This window comes from Pedobacter paludisoli (assembly GCF_052344095.1).
Taxonomy (GTDB): domain Bacteria; phylum Bacteroidota; class Bacteroidia; order Sphingobacteriales; family Sphingobacteriaceae; genus Pedobacter.
Window position 1 is genome coordinate 3589357 of record NZ_CP179926.1, and the last position, 16043, is coordinate 3605399.

At 37.4% G+C, this 16043-nt stretch carries 17 protein-coding genes; all 17 read left to right on the top strand.

Annotation, left to right across the window (positions count from 1 at the left end):
- The first annotated feature begins 11 nt into the window (after positions 1–11).
- The 17 genes from ACJVDK_RS14675 (at position 12) to ACJVDK_RS14755 (ending at position 16041) form a co-directional block, all read left to right on the top strand.
- Positions 12–839 carry an energy transducer TonB gene (locus ACJVDK_RS14675; RefSeq protein ID WP_443937418.1) on the top strand — a complete coding sequence of 276 codons (828 nt, stop codon included), beginning with the start codon at positions 12–14 and terminating at the stop codon, positions 837–839.
- 243 nt (positions 840–1082) lie between these two features.
- On the top strand, positions 1083–1988 hold the full coding sequence (locus tag ACJVDK_RS14680; RefSeq protein WP_443937419.1) for a PstS family phosphate ABC transporter substrate-binding protein: 906 nt from the start codon (positions 1083–1085) through the stop codon (positions 1986–1988).
- A gap of 126 nt (positions 1989–2114) precedes the next feature.
- Positions 2115–3836, top strand: a complete 1722-nt coding sequence (locus ACJVDK_RS14685; RefSeq protein WP_443937420.1) for a tetratricopeptide repeat protein — start codon at positions 2115–2117, stop codon at positions 3834–3836.
- Between the two features lie 80 nt (positions 3837–3916).
- Entirely contained in the window at positions 3917–4288 is a 372-nt protein-coding gene (locus tag ACJVDK_RS14690; protein ID WP_443937421.1) for an NADH-quinone oxidoreductase subunit A, read from the top strand.
- 175 nt (positions 4289–4463) lie between these two features.
- Positions 4464–5006, top strand: a complete 543-nt coding sequence (locus ACJVDK_RS14695) for an NADH-quinone oxidoreductase subunit B (RefSeq protein WP_443937422.1) — start codon at positions 4464–4466, stop codon at positions 5004–5006.
- Positions 5006–5506, top strand: a complete 501-nt coding sequence (locus tag ACJVDK_RS14700; protein ID WP_443937423.1) for an NADH-quinone oxidoreductase subunit C — start codon at positions 5006–5008, stop codon at positions 5504–5506. Before ACJVDK_RS14695 ends, ACJVDK_RS14700 begins: the two co-directional genes overlap by 1 nt.
- A 3-nt stretch (positions 5507–5509) precedes the next feature.
- Positions 5510–6724: an NADH-quinone oxidoreductase subunit D gene (locus ACJVDK_RS14705; RefSeq protein ID WP_443937424.1), complete on the top strand. Its 1215-nt coding sequence runs from the start codon at positions 5510–5512 to the stop codon at positions 6722–6724.
- Positions 6717–7232, top strand: coding sequence for an NADH-quinone oxidoreductase subunit NuoE family protein (locus ACJVDK_RS14710; protein WP_443937425.1), 516 nt, complete (start codon positions 6717–6719; stop codon positions 7230–7232). Before ACJVDK_RS14705 ends, ACJVDK_RS14710 begins: the two co-directional genes overlap by 8 nt.
- A gap of 74 nt (positions 7233–7306) precedes the next feature.
- Positions 7307–8677, top strand: coding sequence for an NADH-quinone oxidoreductase subunit NuoF (gene nuoF, locus ACJVDK_RS14715; protein WP_443937426.1), 1371 nt, complete (start codon positions 7307–7309; stop codon positions 8675–8677).
- Between the two features lie 65 nt (positions 8678–8742).
- A complete protein-coding gene (locus ACJVDK_RS14720) occupies positions 8743–9129 on the top strand; it encodes an ORF6N domain-containing protein (RefSeq protein ID WP_443940056.1) in 387 nt (128 codons plus the stop codon).
- A gap of 20 nt (positions 9130–9149) precedes the next feature.
- A complete protein-coding gene (locus ACJVDK_RS14725) occupies positions 9150–10160 on the top strand; it encodes a 2Fe-2S iron-sulfur cluster-binding protein (protein ID WP_443937427.1) in 1011 nt (336 codons plus the stop codon).
- Positions 10160–11200 (top strand): NADH-quinone oxidoreductase subunit NuoH, encoded by a 1041-nt coding sequence (gene nuoH, locus ACJVDK_RS14730; RefSeq protein WP_443937428.1) that lies wholly within the window; start codon positions 10160–10162, stop codon positions 11198–11200. Before ACJVDK_RS14725 ends, nuoH begins: the two co-directional genes overlap by 1 nt.
- A gap of 6 nt (positions 11201–11206) precedes the next feature.
- On the top strand, positions 11207–11710 hold the full coding sequence (locus tag ACJVDK_RS14735; protein WP_443937429.1) for a NuoI/complex I 23 kDa subunit family protein: 504 nt from the start codon (positions 11207–11209) through the stop codon (positions 11708–11710).
- 105 nt (positions 11711–11815) lie between these two features.
- Entirely contained in the window at positions 11816–12319 is a 504-nt protein-coding gene (locus ACJVDK_RS14740; RefSeq protein WP_443937430.1) for an NADH-quinone oxidoreductase subunit J family protein, read from the top strand.
- Entirely contained in the window at positions 12319–12648 is a 330-nt protein-coding gene (nuoK, locus tag ACJVDK_RS14745) for an NADH-quinone oxidoreductase subunit NuoK (RefSeq protein ID WP_443937431.1), read from the top strand. Before ACJVDK_RS14740 ends, nuoK begins: the two co-directional genes overlap by 1 nt.
- A 19-nt stretch (positions 12649–12667) precedes the next feature.
- On the top strand, positions 12668–14566 hold the full coding sequence (nuoL, locus tag ACJVDK_RS14750) for an NADH-quinone oxidoreductase subunit L (RefSeq protein ID WP_443940057.1): 1899 nt from the start codon (positions 12668–12670) through the stop codon (positions 14564–14566).
- A gap of 20 nt (positions 14567–14586) precedes the next feature.
- Complete coding sequence (locus ACJVDK_RS14755) at positions 14587–16041, top strand: complex I subunit 4 family protein (RefSeq protein WP_443937432.1); 1455 nt, start codon at positions 14587–14589, stop codon at positions 16039–16041.
- Positions 16042–16043: the final 2 nt, after the last annotated feature.

The following is a 16043-nucleotide window of genomic DNA, read 5'->3' on the forward strand; positions in this document are numbered from 1 at the left end:
AGTAACACGATATGTTAGGTTCTAAATTAGATATTTTTAAAAAAGAATGGCTTGATCTTGTCTTTGCTTCAAAGAACAAGTCATATGGTGCCTACGAGTTACGGAAACAAAATAGTAAAAATACTACCAAGGCACTTTTTATTGCCTCGTCAATATTTATATTATTGTTTTTATCTCCAGTTATCTATGCATGGGTGAAAAATGCCATCCCTGAAGATACCACAAAGGAGAAAGCTCAAGAGGTTGTAATTGCTCCGCCTCCACCATTAAATCCTGAAACTCCACCACCACCACCGGTAGAGCCACCACCACCAAAAGTGGATCAGGTAAAAATGCCACCTCCAATTGTTAAGCCAGATGAGCTTGTACGTGATGAGGAGCCACCAACGGTAGAGAAATTGAAAGAAGCAGATCCAGGTCAACGCGATATTAAAGGTGACCCAACTGCCGACATTGTAATCAATGAACCGGTAGGGGAAGGACCAAAAAGAGAAGTGGCTGCAGCAGTAGATGATAATCAAGTTTATGATTATGTAAGTATTGAGAAACAGCCTGATTTCCCTGGAGGTATGGCTAAGTTTTACAAATACTTAGGCTCTGCAATCAAATATCCGCCAATGGCTCAAGAAAACAACGTTCAAGGTAAAGTATTTTTATCGTTCGTTGTAGAGAAAAACGGATCATTAACAGACATTACGGTAACCCGTGGTTTAGGTTCTGGTACGGATGAAGAAGCTGTTCGCGTATTAAAGAACAGTCCACGTTGGAATCCAGGTATTCAAAATGGTAAACCAGTTAGGGTAAAATATAACATCAACATTAACTTTACTTTAAACTAGTTATTGGTAGATGTTAAATTTCAATAATTTTAAACAGAAATCGCCTCAACAGCGATTTCTGTTTATTTTAGGCCTTACCATGTTTCTGTTTTATGTCTCTTTAGGCATAGCGTTAATATTTTTTGGTGAGTTTTGGGAAAGAACAGAATTTTTAAGAGAGCTTAAATACAGAGTAGCCTTTGGCGGCTTATTAATTGTGTACGGCCTCTTTCGTTTCACCCGATTATTAAAACAAGATTAAAATTGAAAAAGTTAACTTTTCTATTACTGAGTGTGGTAGCCTTGTCTGCATGTAAGCAGAAGAAGCAGCAGGATAATCAAGTTGCAGAAACCCGAACTAGTGGTACGTTGAAGATGTTGGTTGATGAAAGCTTTGGGCCTGTAATAGAAAAACAACAAGAGATCTTTAATTTAGATTATCCCGACGCTCATTTTACAGTTGTTCAAGGAAATGAGGGTAAAATTCTTCCTCCTTTTTTAAATGATAGTATTCGCGTAATTGTTTTATCTCGCCAGCTAACGCCTCAAGAGGAGAAACGATATACCAATAAAGGAATTAAAGTGCATGCATCGCGTTTTGCCATTGATGGGATAGCTTTAATTACCAACGCTGATAATATAGATAGCACGATTAACGTTAATGAAATTATTGACGTTTTTAAAGGGAAACCAACAACCAAAAAATTCGTGTTTGATAACCCTTACTCAAGTACCATACGCTATTTTAAAGATTTAGCAAAAGTAAGTGCTTTGCCTGACCAAGGGATTTATACTCAATCAAATAGTAATGACGTAATAAAATACATTGCTTCAAATAAGAATTATATTGGGGTGGTTGGCTTAAATTGGCTTTCCGAAAAAAATATAGCAGTACAGGATGCCTTACCTAAAATTAAAATATTAGGTGTTAAAAACAGCAAAGGAAAAAAAGGGGACGATAAGTTTTATAAGCCTGAGCAAAACAATCTGATTAATGGCGTATACCCATTGTATAGGAATGTTTATTTTATCGATTGCGAAGGAAGAGACGGATTAGGCACAGGATTTGCAAATTGGTTAATGGGAGATAGAGGTCAGCTAATTGTACTTAAATCAGGACTAGCACCCAATATTTTGAATCCCCGAGAAATTAGCTTAAGAACAAAATAGATTGAAATAGAACCACGGAGATTTCTCCAAAATTAATAGAAATCAGAATAGAGGCTATAAGAGTAAAGGAAAATCAGTATCTTTCCCTTTTAGAGTCGATACCAATTAAAATCAAATTATTAAAGCATGAAAATTTTAAAAAAAGCAATAACCTTAAATGTGGGTTTAGTGTTGATGGGATCTGCAGTTTTTGCTCAAAATTTAAACGACGCGAAAAAGGCTATTGACGCAGAGCAGTATCAAAAAGCAGCATCAATGCTTAAATCGATGATTAGTTCGAAAGCCTCTGAAGGCGAAAATTACTATCATTTAGGCTTAGTTTATCTGAAAACGGGTTATGTTGATTCTGCAAAAGCTACCTTTACAAAAGGATTAACTGCAGATGCAAAAAATCCGTTAAATCTTATTGGCTTAGGTGAGATTGATATGTTAGCAGATAATCCTGCAGCAGCAAAAGCAAACTTTGATAAAGCAATTGCTTTAGCGCCTAAAGACTATATGACTTATCTAGCTGTAGGAAGAGCGTATTTGGCACAAGATAAGTTAACCCTTGATGTGTCTAAACCTGATTTTACCAATGCGTTAGCGAACATCAACAAAGCAGATGAATTAGATAGTAAAGATAAAGAAGCTGATGTTTTCTTGGCACAAGGCGATGCATACTCGTTACAGAAAATGAACTCTGAAGCTTTAGGTCCATATTTCCGTGTGAATGACGTAGATCCTACGAACAGAAGAGCAAAAACCCAGATCGGTAAAATGTACAAAGAATCGAGAGCTTGGGCGGAAGCAGAAACAGAATTAAAAGATGTAATCACTGCTGATCCAAACTATGGCCCGGCTTATCGCGAATTGGGAGAGCTATATTTACAATGGGGTAACTTCGGATCGGATGCAGAGAAAACAGCTAAAGCAATTGAAAGTTATAAAAAGTATATCGATTTAACAGATAGATCATTAGAATCTGAACTTCGTTATGCAACGTTTTTGTTTTACGCGAAAGATTTTCAAACTTTAGAGCAAGTAGCAGGAAAAGTAAATGTACCAGCTTCGGATCCAAAAGCACTTATTGTAGCGCGTTTAAAAGGATATTCAGCATATGAAAACAAAAACTATCCGCAAGCTCTAACCAATATGAATGAATTTTTTGCGCTTAAACCAGGCAATAAAGTATTGGCGAATGATTATTTATATTTAGGTAAAGCACAAATGCAAGCGGGTCAAGATAGCTTAGCTGTAATGAACTTGGTAGAAGCTACAAAATTAGATTCAACCAATGCTGCAACAATTTCAGAATTAGCTGCAAGTTTGTATAAAGCAAAAAATTATACAAAATCTGCAGATGTATATGAATTAGCTGCCAAATACAATCCAAATGGAAAAGGATCATTATACAATTATTTGTACATCGGTATTAATAGATTCTTAGAGTCATATTATTTAAAAAAGGATAAAAAACCAATGAATTTGGAAGGTTTAGTAAGAGCTGATACAGCTTTAGGAACCTTATCAAAAGCAAGCCCTGATTTATCTATTGCGTATTTCTACAGAGCGCGTATTAACGATTATATCGATCAAATTCAAAACGCAACAGCAACAAAAGGGTTAATGATTCCGTATTACGAAAAATATGTAACCGTTGTAAAACCAGAGGAACAAGCAACAGCTAAAACGAACTTAGTGGAAGCTTATAGATTGTTAGGTGCTTGGTATGCTGATAAAGATAAAGCCAAAGCGATTGATTATTTGAATAAAACGATTGCTCTAGATCCAGCTGATACCTATGCTCCTGCGAAATTGAAAGAGTTGCAAGGTGCACCGGCGGCAGCAGGCAAGCAAAAAAAATAAACAGAATTAAATACTTTTGAAAAGGCAGGGTTTTGTTATCCTGCCTTTTTCTTTTACTTTTGCACACAAAGAATATAATTATGCAAGCGCAAAGTACTCCAATAGATTTTTTACCCATAATATTTCAAGTAATTGTTGCATTAGGGTTTGTAATAACAACTTTAATAGCAACCCATCTTTTAGGCCCTAAACGCAAAACCAGTGATAAATTAGAAGTTTTTGAAGCGGGGATTAAGTCAATTGGTAATGCACGTCAACCTTTTTCAATTAAATATTTCGTAGTAGCTATTCTATTTGTTCTGTTCGATGTGGAGGTTATTTTCATGTACCCATGGGCGGTAAACTTCCGTACACTTCGTATGGAAGGGATGATTGAGATGTTCATTTTTATGGGAACATTGTTGCTAGGTTTTTTCTACGTTCTGAAGAAAAAAGTATTAGACTGGAACTAAATTAATTACATTGTTACAATCGACTTTTTTAAGAGCGTGTACAATGAACACTTACTAAGGCTGTTTTGCTTTATTTAGAAAGGTTCTAAATCGATGCTAGCTACCTGAAATGCTTTAAAATATTGTAAATTTGCTGCTCATTCTGTAAAAGGATGAGCATTTTTTGTTTATAAACATGAGTGAAATTAATATAGTAGATGCCCCTCCAGGAATAGAAGGATCTGGTTTTTTTGCCACATCGTTAGATAAAGTGATTGGTTTGGCTCGTTCAAATTCATTATGGCCTTTACCGTTCGCAACCTCATGTTGTGGAATTGAGTTTATGGCAACGATGGGTTCTCACTACGATTTAGGTCGTTTCGGTGCAGAACGCTTAAGTTTTTCTCCACGCCAAGCCGATGTTTTAATGGTGATGGGTACCATTGCTAAAAAGATGGCTCCTGTTTTAAAACAAGTGTATATTCAAATGGCAGAACCTCGTTGGGTAATGGCAGTGGGTGCTTGTGCAAGTAGTGGAGGTATTTTTGATACCTATTCTGTATTGCAGGGTATTGATGAAGTTATTCCAGTGGATGTATATGTTCCTGGTTGTCCACCACGTCCAGAAGCAATTTTAGATGGTTTTCAACGTATTCAAGATTTGGTGAAAAACGAATCGGGAAGAAGAAGACACTCAGAATATTATAAAAATCTTTTAGCGCAGTACGGCATTAAATAATGGAAGAAGTAACTTTAAATAACACCATTTTAGCCAAAGTAACAGAGAGATTTGGCGGAGGCGTACAAGATGTTACTGAGCCGTATGGCTTATTGACGTTTTCGACTACCAAAGATGTGATCGTAAACATGCTTTCATTCCTTAAAGCTGATTTAAACTTTAACTTCTTAACCGATATTACGGCTGTTCATTATCCTGAAAAGCAAAATGATATTGCAGTAGTTTATCATTTACACAATATGGTTGAACGCGTACGTGTGAGAGTTAAGGTATTTATTTCGGAGCAAAATCCAACTATTCCTAGCGCTACAGGCGTATGGAAAGGTGCAAACTGGATGGAGCGCGAAACATACGATTTGTTTGGCGTTAAGTTTGAAGGTCACCCTGATTTGCGCCGTATTTTAAATATGGACGATTTAGGTGTTCATCCAATGTTAAAACAATATCCATTGGAGGATCCAAACAGAGTAGATAAAAAAGACGAATTTTTTGGAAGGTAACTTATGAATCATAACCATCCGGTATTTACAGATAATGATCCGCAGGAAGAGCTGGTAACCCTAAACTTAGGTCCAACCCACCCTGCAACACACGGTGTATTTCAAAACGTTTTGCAATTAGATGGCGAGCGTATTGTTAGCGGTGTTTCTACCATTGGGTATATCCACCGTGCTTTCGAAAAGATTGCCGAACACCGTCCATTTTACCAAATTACACCCTTAACCGATCGTTTAAATTATTGTTCATCGCCTATTAACAATATGGGTTGGCACATGACGGTTGAGAAATTATTGAATATCCAATTGCCTAAACGTGTTGATTATTTACGCGTAATTGTGATGGAGCTTTCGCGTATTGCCGATCATATTATTTGTAATACCATTATTGGACAGGATACAGGTGCTACTACGACCTTTTTATACTTGTTCCAATTCCGCGAGCATATTTACGAAATTTTTGAGGAGATATGTGGCGCACGTTTAACTACAAACATTGGCCGTATTGGCGGTTTTGAACGTGATTTTAATGATATCGCTTTCGCGAAAATCAATAAATTTTTAAAAGAATTTCCAGTAGCTCTGAAAGAGTTTGAAGCCCTTTTAAATCGTAATAGAATTTTTATCGATAGAACTGCTGGTGTAGCAGAGGTAACAAAAGAAGCTGCATTAGAATATAGCTGGACAGGGCCTTTGTTGCGTGCAACTGGTGTAGACTATGACGTTCGCGTGAGTGCACCTTATTCATCGTACCAAGATTTTGATTTCGAGGTTCCGGTAGGTACCAGTGGCGATATTTACGATCGTTATTTAGTGCGTAATGAGGAAATGTGGCAAAGTGTTCGAATTATTGAGCAAGCACTTGAAAAATTAAAATCTGAGCCTAAAGGTATTTTTCATGCCGATGTTCCAGATTTTTACCTGCCTCCAAAACAAGAGGTGTATAACAATATGGAAGCATTAATTTATCACTTTAAAATTGTGATGGGTGAAATTGATGCTCCAAAAGCAGAAGTTTATCATTCTGTAGAAGGAGGAAATGGCGAGTTAGGTTTCTATCTTATCAATGATGGTGGCCGTACACCGTACCGTTTACACTTCCGCAGACCAAGTTTTATAAATTACCAAATGTTTGCCCCAATGAGCGAAGGTATGTTATTATCGGATGCCATTATAAACATGAGTAGTATGAATATTATTGCAGGAGAATTAGATGCTTAAAGTAGAAGAACAAACACCTGTAACGTTTTCATCAGAGTTGTTAGCCAAATTTGATGAAGTTAAAAGTCGTTATCCAGAAGGAAAACAAAAATCAGCTTTGTTACCACTTTTACATTTGGTACAAGCAGAATTTCTTTGGGTACCAACTTCTGCAATGGATCAAGTTGCAGCATATTTAAACATTCAACCAATTGAGGTATATGAAGTGGCAACATTTTATACCATGTACTTTTTAAAACCGCAGGGTAAATACGCTTTAGAGGTTTGCCGTACGGGACCTTGTTGTTTAGTAGGTGCTGAGAAAATTTTATCGCACCTAGAAGATAAATTGGGTGTAAAAGAAGGTGAAGTAACGCCAGATGGATTATTCAGCTTTAGAGGAGTAGAGTGTTTAGCCGCGTGCGGTTTTGGCCCGGTATTGCAAATTAGTCCAGAATATACTTTCTACGAAAACTTAACAGAAGAAAGCGTAGATAAATTGATTGAAGATTTAAAGAACAAGTCATAGGTTAAAACTTGTAGTTGGTAATTGTTTGATTATTAACTATTAGCTATTGACTGTTGACTATTGACTGATAACAAATGAGTCGTAAATTACTACTTGAACATATAAACGTACCGGGCATCAATACACTTGAAGTCTATCGCCAAAAGGGCGGGTATCGTGCTGTAGAGAAAGCCCTTAAAACCTTAACTCCTGAAGAAATTGTGGAAGAGGTTAAGAAATCAGGCTTACGTGGTCGCGGAGGTGCGGGTTTCCCTACTGGGATGAAATGGAGCTTTTTGGCGAAGCCAGAAGGAGTTGCGCGCTATTTGGTGTGTAATGCCGATGAATCTGAGCCGGGAACATTTAAAGACCGTTATTTAATGACGCATATTCCTCATGCATTAATCGAGGGGATGATTGTATCAAGTTTTGCTTTGGGTGCAAATGTTTCATACATTTACGTTCGTGGAGAAATGATGCCTCAAATACGTATTCTGGAAAGAGCAATTGCTGAAGCAAAAGCTGCAGGATGGTTAGGGAAAAATATTTTAGGTACAGGATACGATTTAGAATTATATGTTCAGCCAGGTGGTGGCGCTTACATTTGCGGTGAAGAAACTGCTTTGTTAGAATCGCTAGAAGGTAAAAGAGGGAATCCACGTATTAAACCGCCATTCCCTGCAATTGCAGGTTTGTATGGTTGCCCAACAGTGGTAAACAACGTAGAATCAATTGCAGCTGTTGTTCCAATTATTAACGACGGTGGAGAAGAATATGCCAAAATCGGTATTGGTAGAAGTACCGGTACAAAATTAATATCTGCGTCGGGTAATTTAGTAAAACCTGGTGTGTACGAAATAGAGTTAGGTTTACCTGTAGAAGAGTTTATCTATTCTGATGAATATTGCGGAGGTATTGCAAACGGAAAGCGCTTAAAAGCGACCGTTGCAGGAGGCTCTTCAGTGCCAATTTTACCTGCTAACTTAACGCTGAAATACGCCAACGGCGAACCGCGTTTAATGAGTTACGAATCATTATCTGAAGGTGGTTTTGCTACTGGAACCATGTTAGGTTCAGGTGGTTTCATCGCTTTTGATGAAGATCAATGTATTGTTCGTAATACCTGGAATTTTTCACGTTTCTATCATCACGAAAGTTGTGGGCAATGCTCGCCATGCCGTGAAGGTACTGGATGGATGGAAAAAGTGTTGCATAAAATTGAGCACGGTCACGGTACAATGGAAGATGTAGATTTACTTTGGGACATTCAACGTAAAATTGAAGGAAATACCATTTGTCCGTTGGGAGATGCAGCAGCATGGCCAGTAGCAAGTGCAATTCGTCATTTCAGAGATGAATTTGAATGGCACATTAAAGAACCGGTTAAGAGTCAATCTCAAAATTATGGGCTTGCGAATTACGCAAAGCCGATAGAAAAAACACCGCCAGTAGCGGAAGAGAAATAAGGAGTCACAGGTTTGTGATACCAAAATTTTAAGGTCACAAATTGTGACCTTAAAAAAGAAGAAACATAGAACGTTTTCCGGAACATTTTATGTTTGAATTAACCAAGGAAGAAAATGAAGTTCTAAGGTCGCAAATTGCGACCTTAGAACAAGGAAAATACTCAAAATATCTTCCCTTCGCGTTTAGTGAACAAGGTGTTTTGCAAGTATCGAACGTTTTAAAAAGTAAGCGTTCGGTAGAGGTAAGTATTAAAATTATTGATGTGTTTGTACAACTTAGAACAATGGTTTTAAGTAACACTGAGATAAGATTAGAAGTTGAAAAGATTAAAAAGAAGGTAGAAAATCAAGATAAGAATATAGAAGTTATATTCAGGTATTTTGATGAGTTACTGGAACAAAAGGAAAAGCCACGGAAAGAAATCGGGTATAAAATCTCGAAAGAGAAATAAAATATAGATTATCATTAACAATGAGTGATAAAGTTAAAGTAACGATAGACGGGATAACGGTAGAGGTTGATAATGGAACAACTATTCTAAATGCTGCAAGGCAAATAGGAGGAGAAATTGTTCCACCGGCAATGTGCTATTATTCTAAATTACAAGGCAGTGGAGGGAAATGTCGTACCTGTATTGTAAAAGTAACGAAAGGTTCAGAAAAGGATCCGCGCCCAATGCCAAAATTGGTGGCTTCTTGCCGTACAACTGTAATGGATGGTATGGAAGTGTTGAACATTACTTCACCAGAGGTTTTAGAGGCACGTGCAGGTGTAGTAGAGATTTTATTAATCAACCACCCATTAGATTGCCCAGTGTGCGATCAAGCTGGTGAATGCGATTTACAAAATTTAGGTTACGAACACGGTTTGCAAAAAACACGCTACGATTTTGAACGTCGTACTTTTGAGCGTATTGATATCGGCGATAAAATTCAATTGCATATGAACCGTTGTATCTTATGCTACCGTTGTGTGTTTACAGCTGATCAAATCACCAATAAACGTGTTCACGGAATTTTAAATAGAGGCGATCATTCAGAAATTTCTACTTACATCACGCAAGCCATCGATAATGATTTTTCAGGAAACGTTATTGATGTTTGTCCAGTTGGAGCTTTAACCGATAAAACATTTCGTTTTAAAAACCGTGTTTGGTTTACCAAACCGGTTGATGCACACCGCAATTGCGATCATGAAAAATGCAACGGTAAAGTAACGCTTTGGTATAAAGGAGCAGATGTAATCCGCGTAACAGCACGTAAAGATCAATTTGGAGAAGTAGAAGAATTTATTTGCAATACGTGTCGTTTTGATAAAAAAGCAACCGCTGATTGGGTTATCGAGCAACCTACTAAGATTGAAGATACTTCGGTAATTGCTTCAAACCATTACGAAACGTTAATGCCATTACCGGTAATTAAACCAAATCCGGAATTGAAGGCTGCTAATGAAGTTGAATTAAATAAAACAGTTAAATACTAATGGATAGCGTTTTTGTTATAGAGAAGTTTATTCTTGTTGCGGTAATTTTCGGCATAAGCTTACTAGTTGCTATGTATTCTACTTACGCTGAGCGTAAAGTAGCCGCTTATTTACAAGATCGTTTAGGGCCAGACAGAGCTGGTCCCTTTGGTATTTTGCAGCCTTTAGCCGATGGGGTTAAGATGTTTATGAAAGAGGAAATTATTCCTGCTTCATCAAACAAATGGTTGTTTATGGTAGGGCCAGGTTTAGCGATGTTAACGGCTTGTATTACCAGTGCAGTGATTCCTTGGGGAAGCCCAGTGCAAATTGGAGATAGAGTAGTTCAAATGCAAATTACCGATATTAACGTTGGTGTATTGTATATTTTCGGAGTGGTTTCATTAGGGGTTTACGGTGTGATGATTGGTGGATGGGCTTCGAATAATAAATATTCGTTGTTAAGTGCTATCCGTGCGGCATCGCAAAATATCAGCTATGAAATTGCAATGGGTTTATCAATTATCGCCTTGCTATTAATGACTAATACGCTCAGCGTAAAGGAAATTGTGGAACAACAACATGGCTTTAACTGGAACGTATGGTATCAACCACTTGGTTTTATAATTTTTATGGTTTGTTCATTTGCAGAAACAAACCGTGCTCCTTTCGATTTGCCAGAGTGTGAAACCGAGTTAATAGGTGGTTATCATACCGAATATTCATCAATGAAATTAGGTTTTTACCTTTTTGCTGAATACATCAACATGTTTGTATCATCAGCTGTGATGGCTACTTTATACTTTGGGGGATACAATTACCCAGGTATGGACTACATTGCTGCACATTTAGGCCCAACTTGGGCACCACTTTTTGGTACAGCTATTTTATTTGGTAAAATTTGTTTTTTCATCTTCTTTTTCATGTGGGTACGTTGGACCATCCCGCGTTTCCGTTACGATCAATTGATGAATTTAGGTTGGAAAGCTTTAATTCCTTTAGCTATTGCCAACATATTAATTACAGGTGGAGTTATTGGATATTTAGAAGGATTTTTTTAAGGGATTATGGAATCATTAAGTAATAAGAAAAAAGTACTCGAGCAGAAGCCATTAAACTTAATGGAGCGTATGTACCTTCCTGCAATCGTTAAAGGAATGGGTATTACAATCAGTCACTTATTTAAAAAAGAGGCTACCATTCGCTATCCTGAAGTTGAGCGTGAGTTTTCGACAAACTTTAGAGGGATGCACTCGCTTAAACGCGATGAGGAAGGACGCGAGCGTTGTACTGCATGTGGCTTATGTGCATTATCATGCCCGGCCGAAGCAATTACCATGATTGCTGCAGAGCGTAAGCCTGAAGAAAAAGCACTATATCGTGAGGAAAAATATGCTGCTACATATGAAATTAATATGTTGCGTTGTATTTTTTGTGGATTGTGTGAGGAAGCTTGCCCTAAAGAGGCTATTTATTTAGATGGACCTATTGTTCCGGCAGATTATTTACGTAAAGATTTTATTTACGGAAAAGATAAACTGGTGGAGGCTCCATTAGAGATGAAAAAGTAACAATAAGTGCGTTATTGCGAGGAATGAAGCAATCCTAAAGCAATAACTATAAAAATAAGATTGCTTCGTGTTCCGATACATCGGAGAGCATAAATAAACAAATTAATGAGTACACAAGTATTCTATTTCGTAGCTACATTAAGTGTCGTGTTTTCGCTGATGGTGATTTTTGCAAAAAATCCCATTCATAGCGTCTTGTACTTAATTCTGACCTTTTTTACCTTCACAGTTCATTATGTGTTGTTGAACGCCCAATTTTTGGCTGTTGTAAACTTTATTGTTTACATGGGAGCAATTATGGTTTTATTTCTATTTGTGTTGATGCTACTCAACCTAAACAAAGAAACGGAACCAGCAAAATCGCCACTGCTTAAAGTTGTGGGTGTTATTGCAGGAGGTTGTTTAGCGGTAACTTTAATAGGATCGCTTAAATCTGCAAGCATAACCAGCCCTTTGATTTTAAAAGATCCAGGATTAGGATTGGTAGAAAATTTAGGTAAAGAGCTCTTTGGGCCATTTTTATTACCATTCGAATTATCATCTCTATTGTTGCTATCAGCAATGGTTGGGGCAGTTTTATTATCTAAAAGAGATGAGGTAGAAGCATAATGGAAAATTTAACTACACAAATGCAAGGCGTTCCACTAAACCATTACATCTGGTTATGTGCAATTATTTTTACTATTGGGGTTATTGGAGTATTAACGCGTAGAAACGCAATCGTAATTTTTATGTCCGTAGAGTTGATGTTGAATGCCGTAAACTTGCTTTTAACGGCTTTCTCGGTTCATAGTAACGACCCATCCGGACAAGTTTTCGTATTCTTCATTATGGCACTAGCAGCAGCTGAAGTAGCCATAGGGTTAAGTATTATTGTAATGGTTTACAGAAATACGAAATCGATAGATATTAATGTTTTAAATCGCCTTAAGTGGTAAATATATAGTAAGAATGACAATAGAACAATTGATTTGGTTGGTTCCGTTACTTCCTTTTTTAGGGTTTTTAATTAACGGGCTGGGCAGAAATTCATTATCAAAAAGTCTGGTTGGTATAATTGGTAGCGGAGTTATCTTAGCTTCATTTATTATCAGTCTTTTTATCTTTTTTCAATTATCCGGCGATTCACAAAAAGCTCACGAAGTATTTTTATTTGATTGGATTAGCGCAGGTAAGTTGCATATTCCTTTTTCTTTCTTGGTTGATCCATTAAGTTCAATCATGCTTTTAATTATCACAGGGATTGGATTTTTGATTCACGTATATTCTACGAGCTACATGCATGATGATGCAGGTTTCGGTAAGTTTTTTAGCTACTTAAACCTCTTCGTATTCTTCATGTTGTTATTGGTTTTAGGATCAAATTACATCGTTATGTTCATCGGTTGGGAGGGTGTTGGTTTATGCTCATACCTTTTAATCGGTTTTTGGTATACCAATAGCGCCTATGCATCAGCAGCAAAGAAAGCGTTTGTGATGAACCGCATTGGCGATTTAGGCTTTTTACTGGGGGTGTTTTTGCTTTTTAACTTTTTCGGAAGTGTTGAGTTTTCGACGATTTTCCCGAAAGCATTCACCATGATGCCAGGTAACAATACCATCGCGCTAATCACGTTATTGCTGTTTATTGGTGCTTGCGGTAAATCTGCACAACTACCTTTGTTTACGTGGTTACCTGATGCGATGGCCGGTCCTACACCTGTATCTGCGTTAATTCACGCGGCAACCATGGTTACAGCAGGTATATACATGATTGCACGTTCAAGCATCTTGTTCGATTTGGCTCCGTTTACTCAAAATATTATAGCCATTATTGGAGCTGCTACAGCATTAATTGCAGCATTAATAGCTTTAACACAAACCGATATTAAAAAGGTTTTGGCCTATTCAACAGTATCGCAATTAGGGTATATGTTTTTAGGGTTAGGTGTTGGCGCTTATACCGGTTCATTTTTCCATGTATTGACGCACGCATTCTTCAAAGCATTGTTGTTTTTAGGAGCAGGTTCGGTTATTCACGCCATGCACCACGAGCAAGATATGCGTCACATGGGTGGCTTGCGCAAGAAATTGCCAGTAACGTTTTTAACGATGATGATTGGTACCATAGTCATTGCTGGTTTACCGCCATTTTCAGGTTTCTTCTCGAAAGATGAAATTTTAGCCTACGCATATAATAACGACAGTACCCATATTTTATGGTTAGTGGGGTGGTTTACCGCTTTCTTAACCTCGTTCTATATGTTCAGAATGATGTATCTAACCTTCTTTGGAAAATACAGAGGTACGCATCATGAAGAAAGCCATGTACATGAATCACCAAAGGCCATGACATTTCCATTAATCATTTTAGCTGCTTTAGCTGCAGTAGGTGGTTTAATTAATTTGCCTAAGATTTTTGGAGGAAACGAATGGTTGGCTCATTGGTTAACGCCAGTAGTAGCACAACACGAGCTAGATATTCACCACGAAACAGAATTTGTATTAATGGGCTTATCGGTGTTGGCAGCCTTAGGGGCCATGTTATATGCCCGTAAGAAATACGTTAGCGGTGGCCATGTTCCGGTTGCAGATGAAACACCACGTCCAGTATTGGCCAAAGTATCATATAACAAATTTTATTTAGACGAAATTTATGAGTTTTTGATTACCAAACCATTGGATGCTTTGTCAAGACTCTTTTATCGTATTTTAGATACTAAGGTAATTGATGGTATCATTAATGGATTGGGTTGGAGTACAAGCGAGGCAAGCAAAGGCATTCGTTTAATGCAAAGCGGAAATGTAGGTTTCTATATTTTTATGATGGTATTTGGAATCATCGCGTTGCTGTTATATACATTTTTATACATCTAAAAAGGGTTCAAAATTAACAAATGGAACAACTTTTATTACTTATATTTTTACCACTTGTTGGGGCTGTAATTTCAGCGTTTTCAGGTAAAACGGCCAAATTAGTATCTACAATATTCGCTTTAGCGTCATTGGGTTTAACGTTGGTAATGGCATGTAGTTTTGTGCCCGATGCAAGTACGCAGTTTGAGGTTAATTTCCCATGGTTAGCCAATTTAGGGGTTAACTTTCATGTTGGGATTGATGGAATTAGTATGCTAACGGTGTTGTTAACCAATCTTTTGGTACCAATTATCATTTTATCGAGCTACAACCACGACTATAAAAATCCAGCAGCTTTTTATGCCTTGATTTTGTTCATGCAAACCGGCTTGCTAGTAGTGTTTACCGCTTTAGATGCATTCTTATTTTACATCGGCTGGGAAGCGGCTTTAATTCCAATTTATTTCATCTGTGCCGTTTGGGGAGGTCAAGATAGAATACGCATCAACATGAAATTTTTCGTGTATACCATCGCTGGTTCTTTATTTATGCTAACGGGTATTATTTATCTATACTTACAAAATCCTGCACACAATTTTGACATCAAAGCATTATATGCGTTGCCATTAGATGCAAGTCAACAAGGTTGGATATTTTGGGCATTCTTCATTGCATTTGCCATTAAAATGCCTGTTTTCCCTTTTCATACTTGGCAACCAGATACCTATACAGCCGCTCCGACACAAGGAACCATGTTGCTATCAGGTATCATGTTAAAGATGGGTATTTACGGGGTAATTAAATGGTTATTACCAATTGCTCCGCTAGGTGTGCAAGAATGGGGTTGTTTAGCCATTGTTTTATCTATTATTGGAGTAGTTTATGCATCGCTAATTGCATTTACTCAAAAGGATGCAAAGCGCTTGGTGGCTTATTCATCAATAGCCCACGTGGGTTTAATCTCAGCAGGTATTTTTGCTTTAAATCAACAAGGTCTGCAAGGTGCTATGGTGCAAATGCTTAGCCATGGTATCAACGTAGTAGGATTATTCTTTGTCTTGGATATCATTTTTGATCGCCTAAAAACAAATAAAATAGATGACTTAGGCGGTATTGCAAAAAAAGCACCTCAATTAGCCATCGTGTTTCTAATCATTGTATTGGGTACCGTAGCATTACCTGGAACAAACGGTTTTGTTGGCGAGTTCTTGTTATTGTTAGGTGTTTATAATTACAGCATTTGGGCTGCAGCTATTGCCGGCTTAACCATTATTTTTGGTGCGGTATACATGTTGCGGACGTATCAAAATGTGATGTTGGGCAAAACGAATACCTTAACAGAAACATTCACTGATATTCAAGGAACAGAGAAATTAGTTTTATACATCATTTGCGCATTAATCATTGTTTTAGGGGTATATCCTAAGCCAATATTGCATTTAACAGAGGCATCTGTACAACATTTATTAGAACAGGTAAATCAAAAATTAAATTAGTA

Excerpts from the sequence above, each read along its gene's own strand:
- nuoK (WP_443937431.1), top strand. The coding sequence starts at position 12,319 with ATGGAAAATTTAACTACACAAATGCAAGGCGTTCCACTAAACCATTAC.
- ACJVDK_RS14740 (WP_443937430.1), top strand. The coding sequence starts at position 11,816 with ATGAGTACACAAGTATTCTATTTCGTAGCTACATTAAGTGTCGTGTTT.
- ACJVDK_RS14700 (WP_443937423.1), top strand. The coding sequence starts at position 5,006 with ATGGAAGAAGTAACTTTAAATAACACCATTTTAGCCAAAGTAACAGAG.
- ACJVDK_RS14695 (WP_443937422.1), top strand. The coding sequence starts at position 4,464 with ATGAGTGAAATTAATATAGTAGATGCCCCTCCAGGAATAGAAGGATCT.
- ACJVDK_RS14725 (WP_443937427.1), top strand. The coding sequence starts at position 9,150 with ATGAGTGATAAAGTTAAAGTAACGATAGACGGGATAACGGTAGAGGTT.
- ACJVDK_RS14735 (WP_443937429.1), top strand. The coding sequence starts at position 11,207 with ATGGAATCATTAAGTAATAAGAAAAAAGTACTCGAGCAGAAGCCATTA.
- ACJVDK_RS14710 (WP_443937425.1), top strand. The coding sequence starts at position 6,717 with ATGCTTAAAGTAGAAGAACAAACACCTGTAACGTTTTCATCAGAGTTG.
- ACJVDK_RS14675 (WP_443937418.1), top strand. The coding sequence starts at position 12 with ATGTTAGGTTCTAAATTAGATATTTTTAAAAAAGAATGGCTTGATCTT.
- nuoF (WP_443937426.1), top strand. The coding sequence starts at position 7,307 with ATGAGTCGTAAATTACTACTTGAACATATAAACGTACCGGGCATCAAT.
- nuoH (WP_443937428.1), top strand. The coding sequence starts at position 10,160 with ATGGATAGCGTTTTTGTTATAGAGAAGTTTATTCTTGTTGCGGTAATT.
- ACJVDK_RS14705 (WP_443937424.1), top strand. The coding sequence starts at position 5,510 with ATGAATCATAACCATCCGGTATTTACAGATAATGATCCGCAGGAAGAG.
- ACJVDK_RS14755 (WP_443937432.1), top strand. The coding sequence starts at position 14,587 with ATGGAACAACTTTTATTACTTATATTTTTACCACTTGTTGGGGCTGTA.
- ACJVDK_RS14685 (WP_443937420.1), top strand. The coding sequence starts at position 2,115 with ATGAAAATTTTAAAAAAAGCAATAACCTTAAATGTGGGTTTAGTGTTG.
- ACJVDK_RS14690 (WP_443937421.1), top strand. The coding sequence starts at position 3,917 with ATGCAAGCGCAAAGTACTCCAATAGATTTTTTACCCATAATATTTCAA.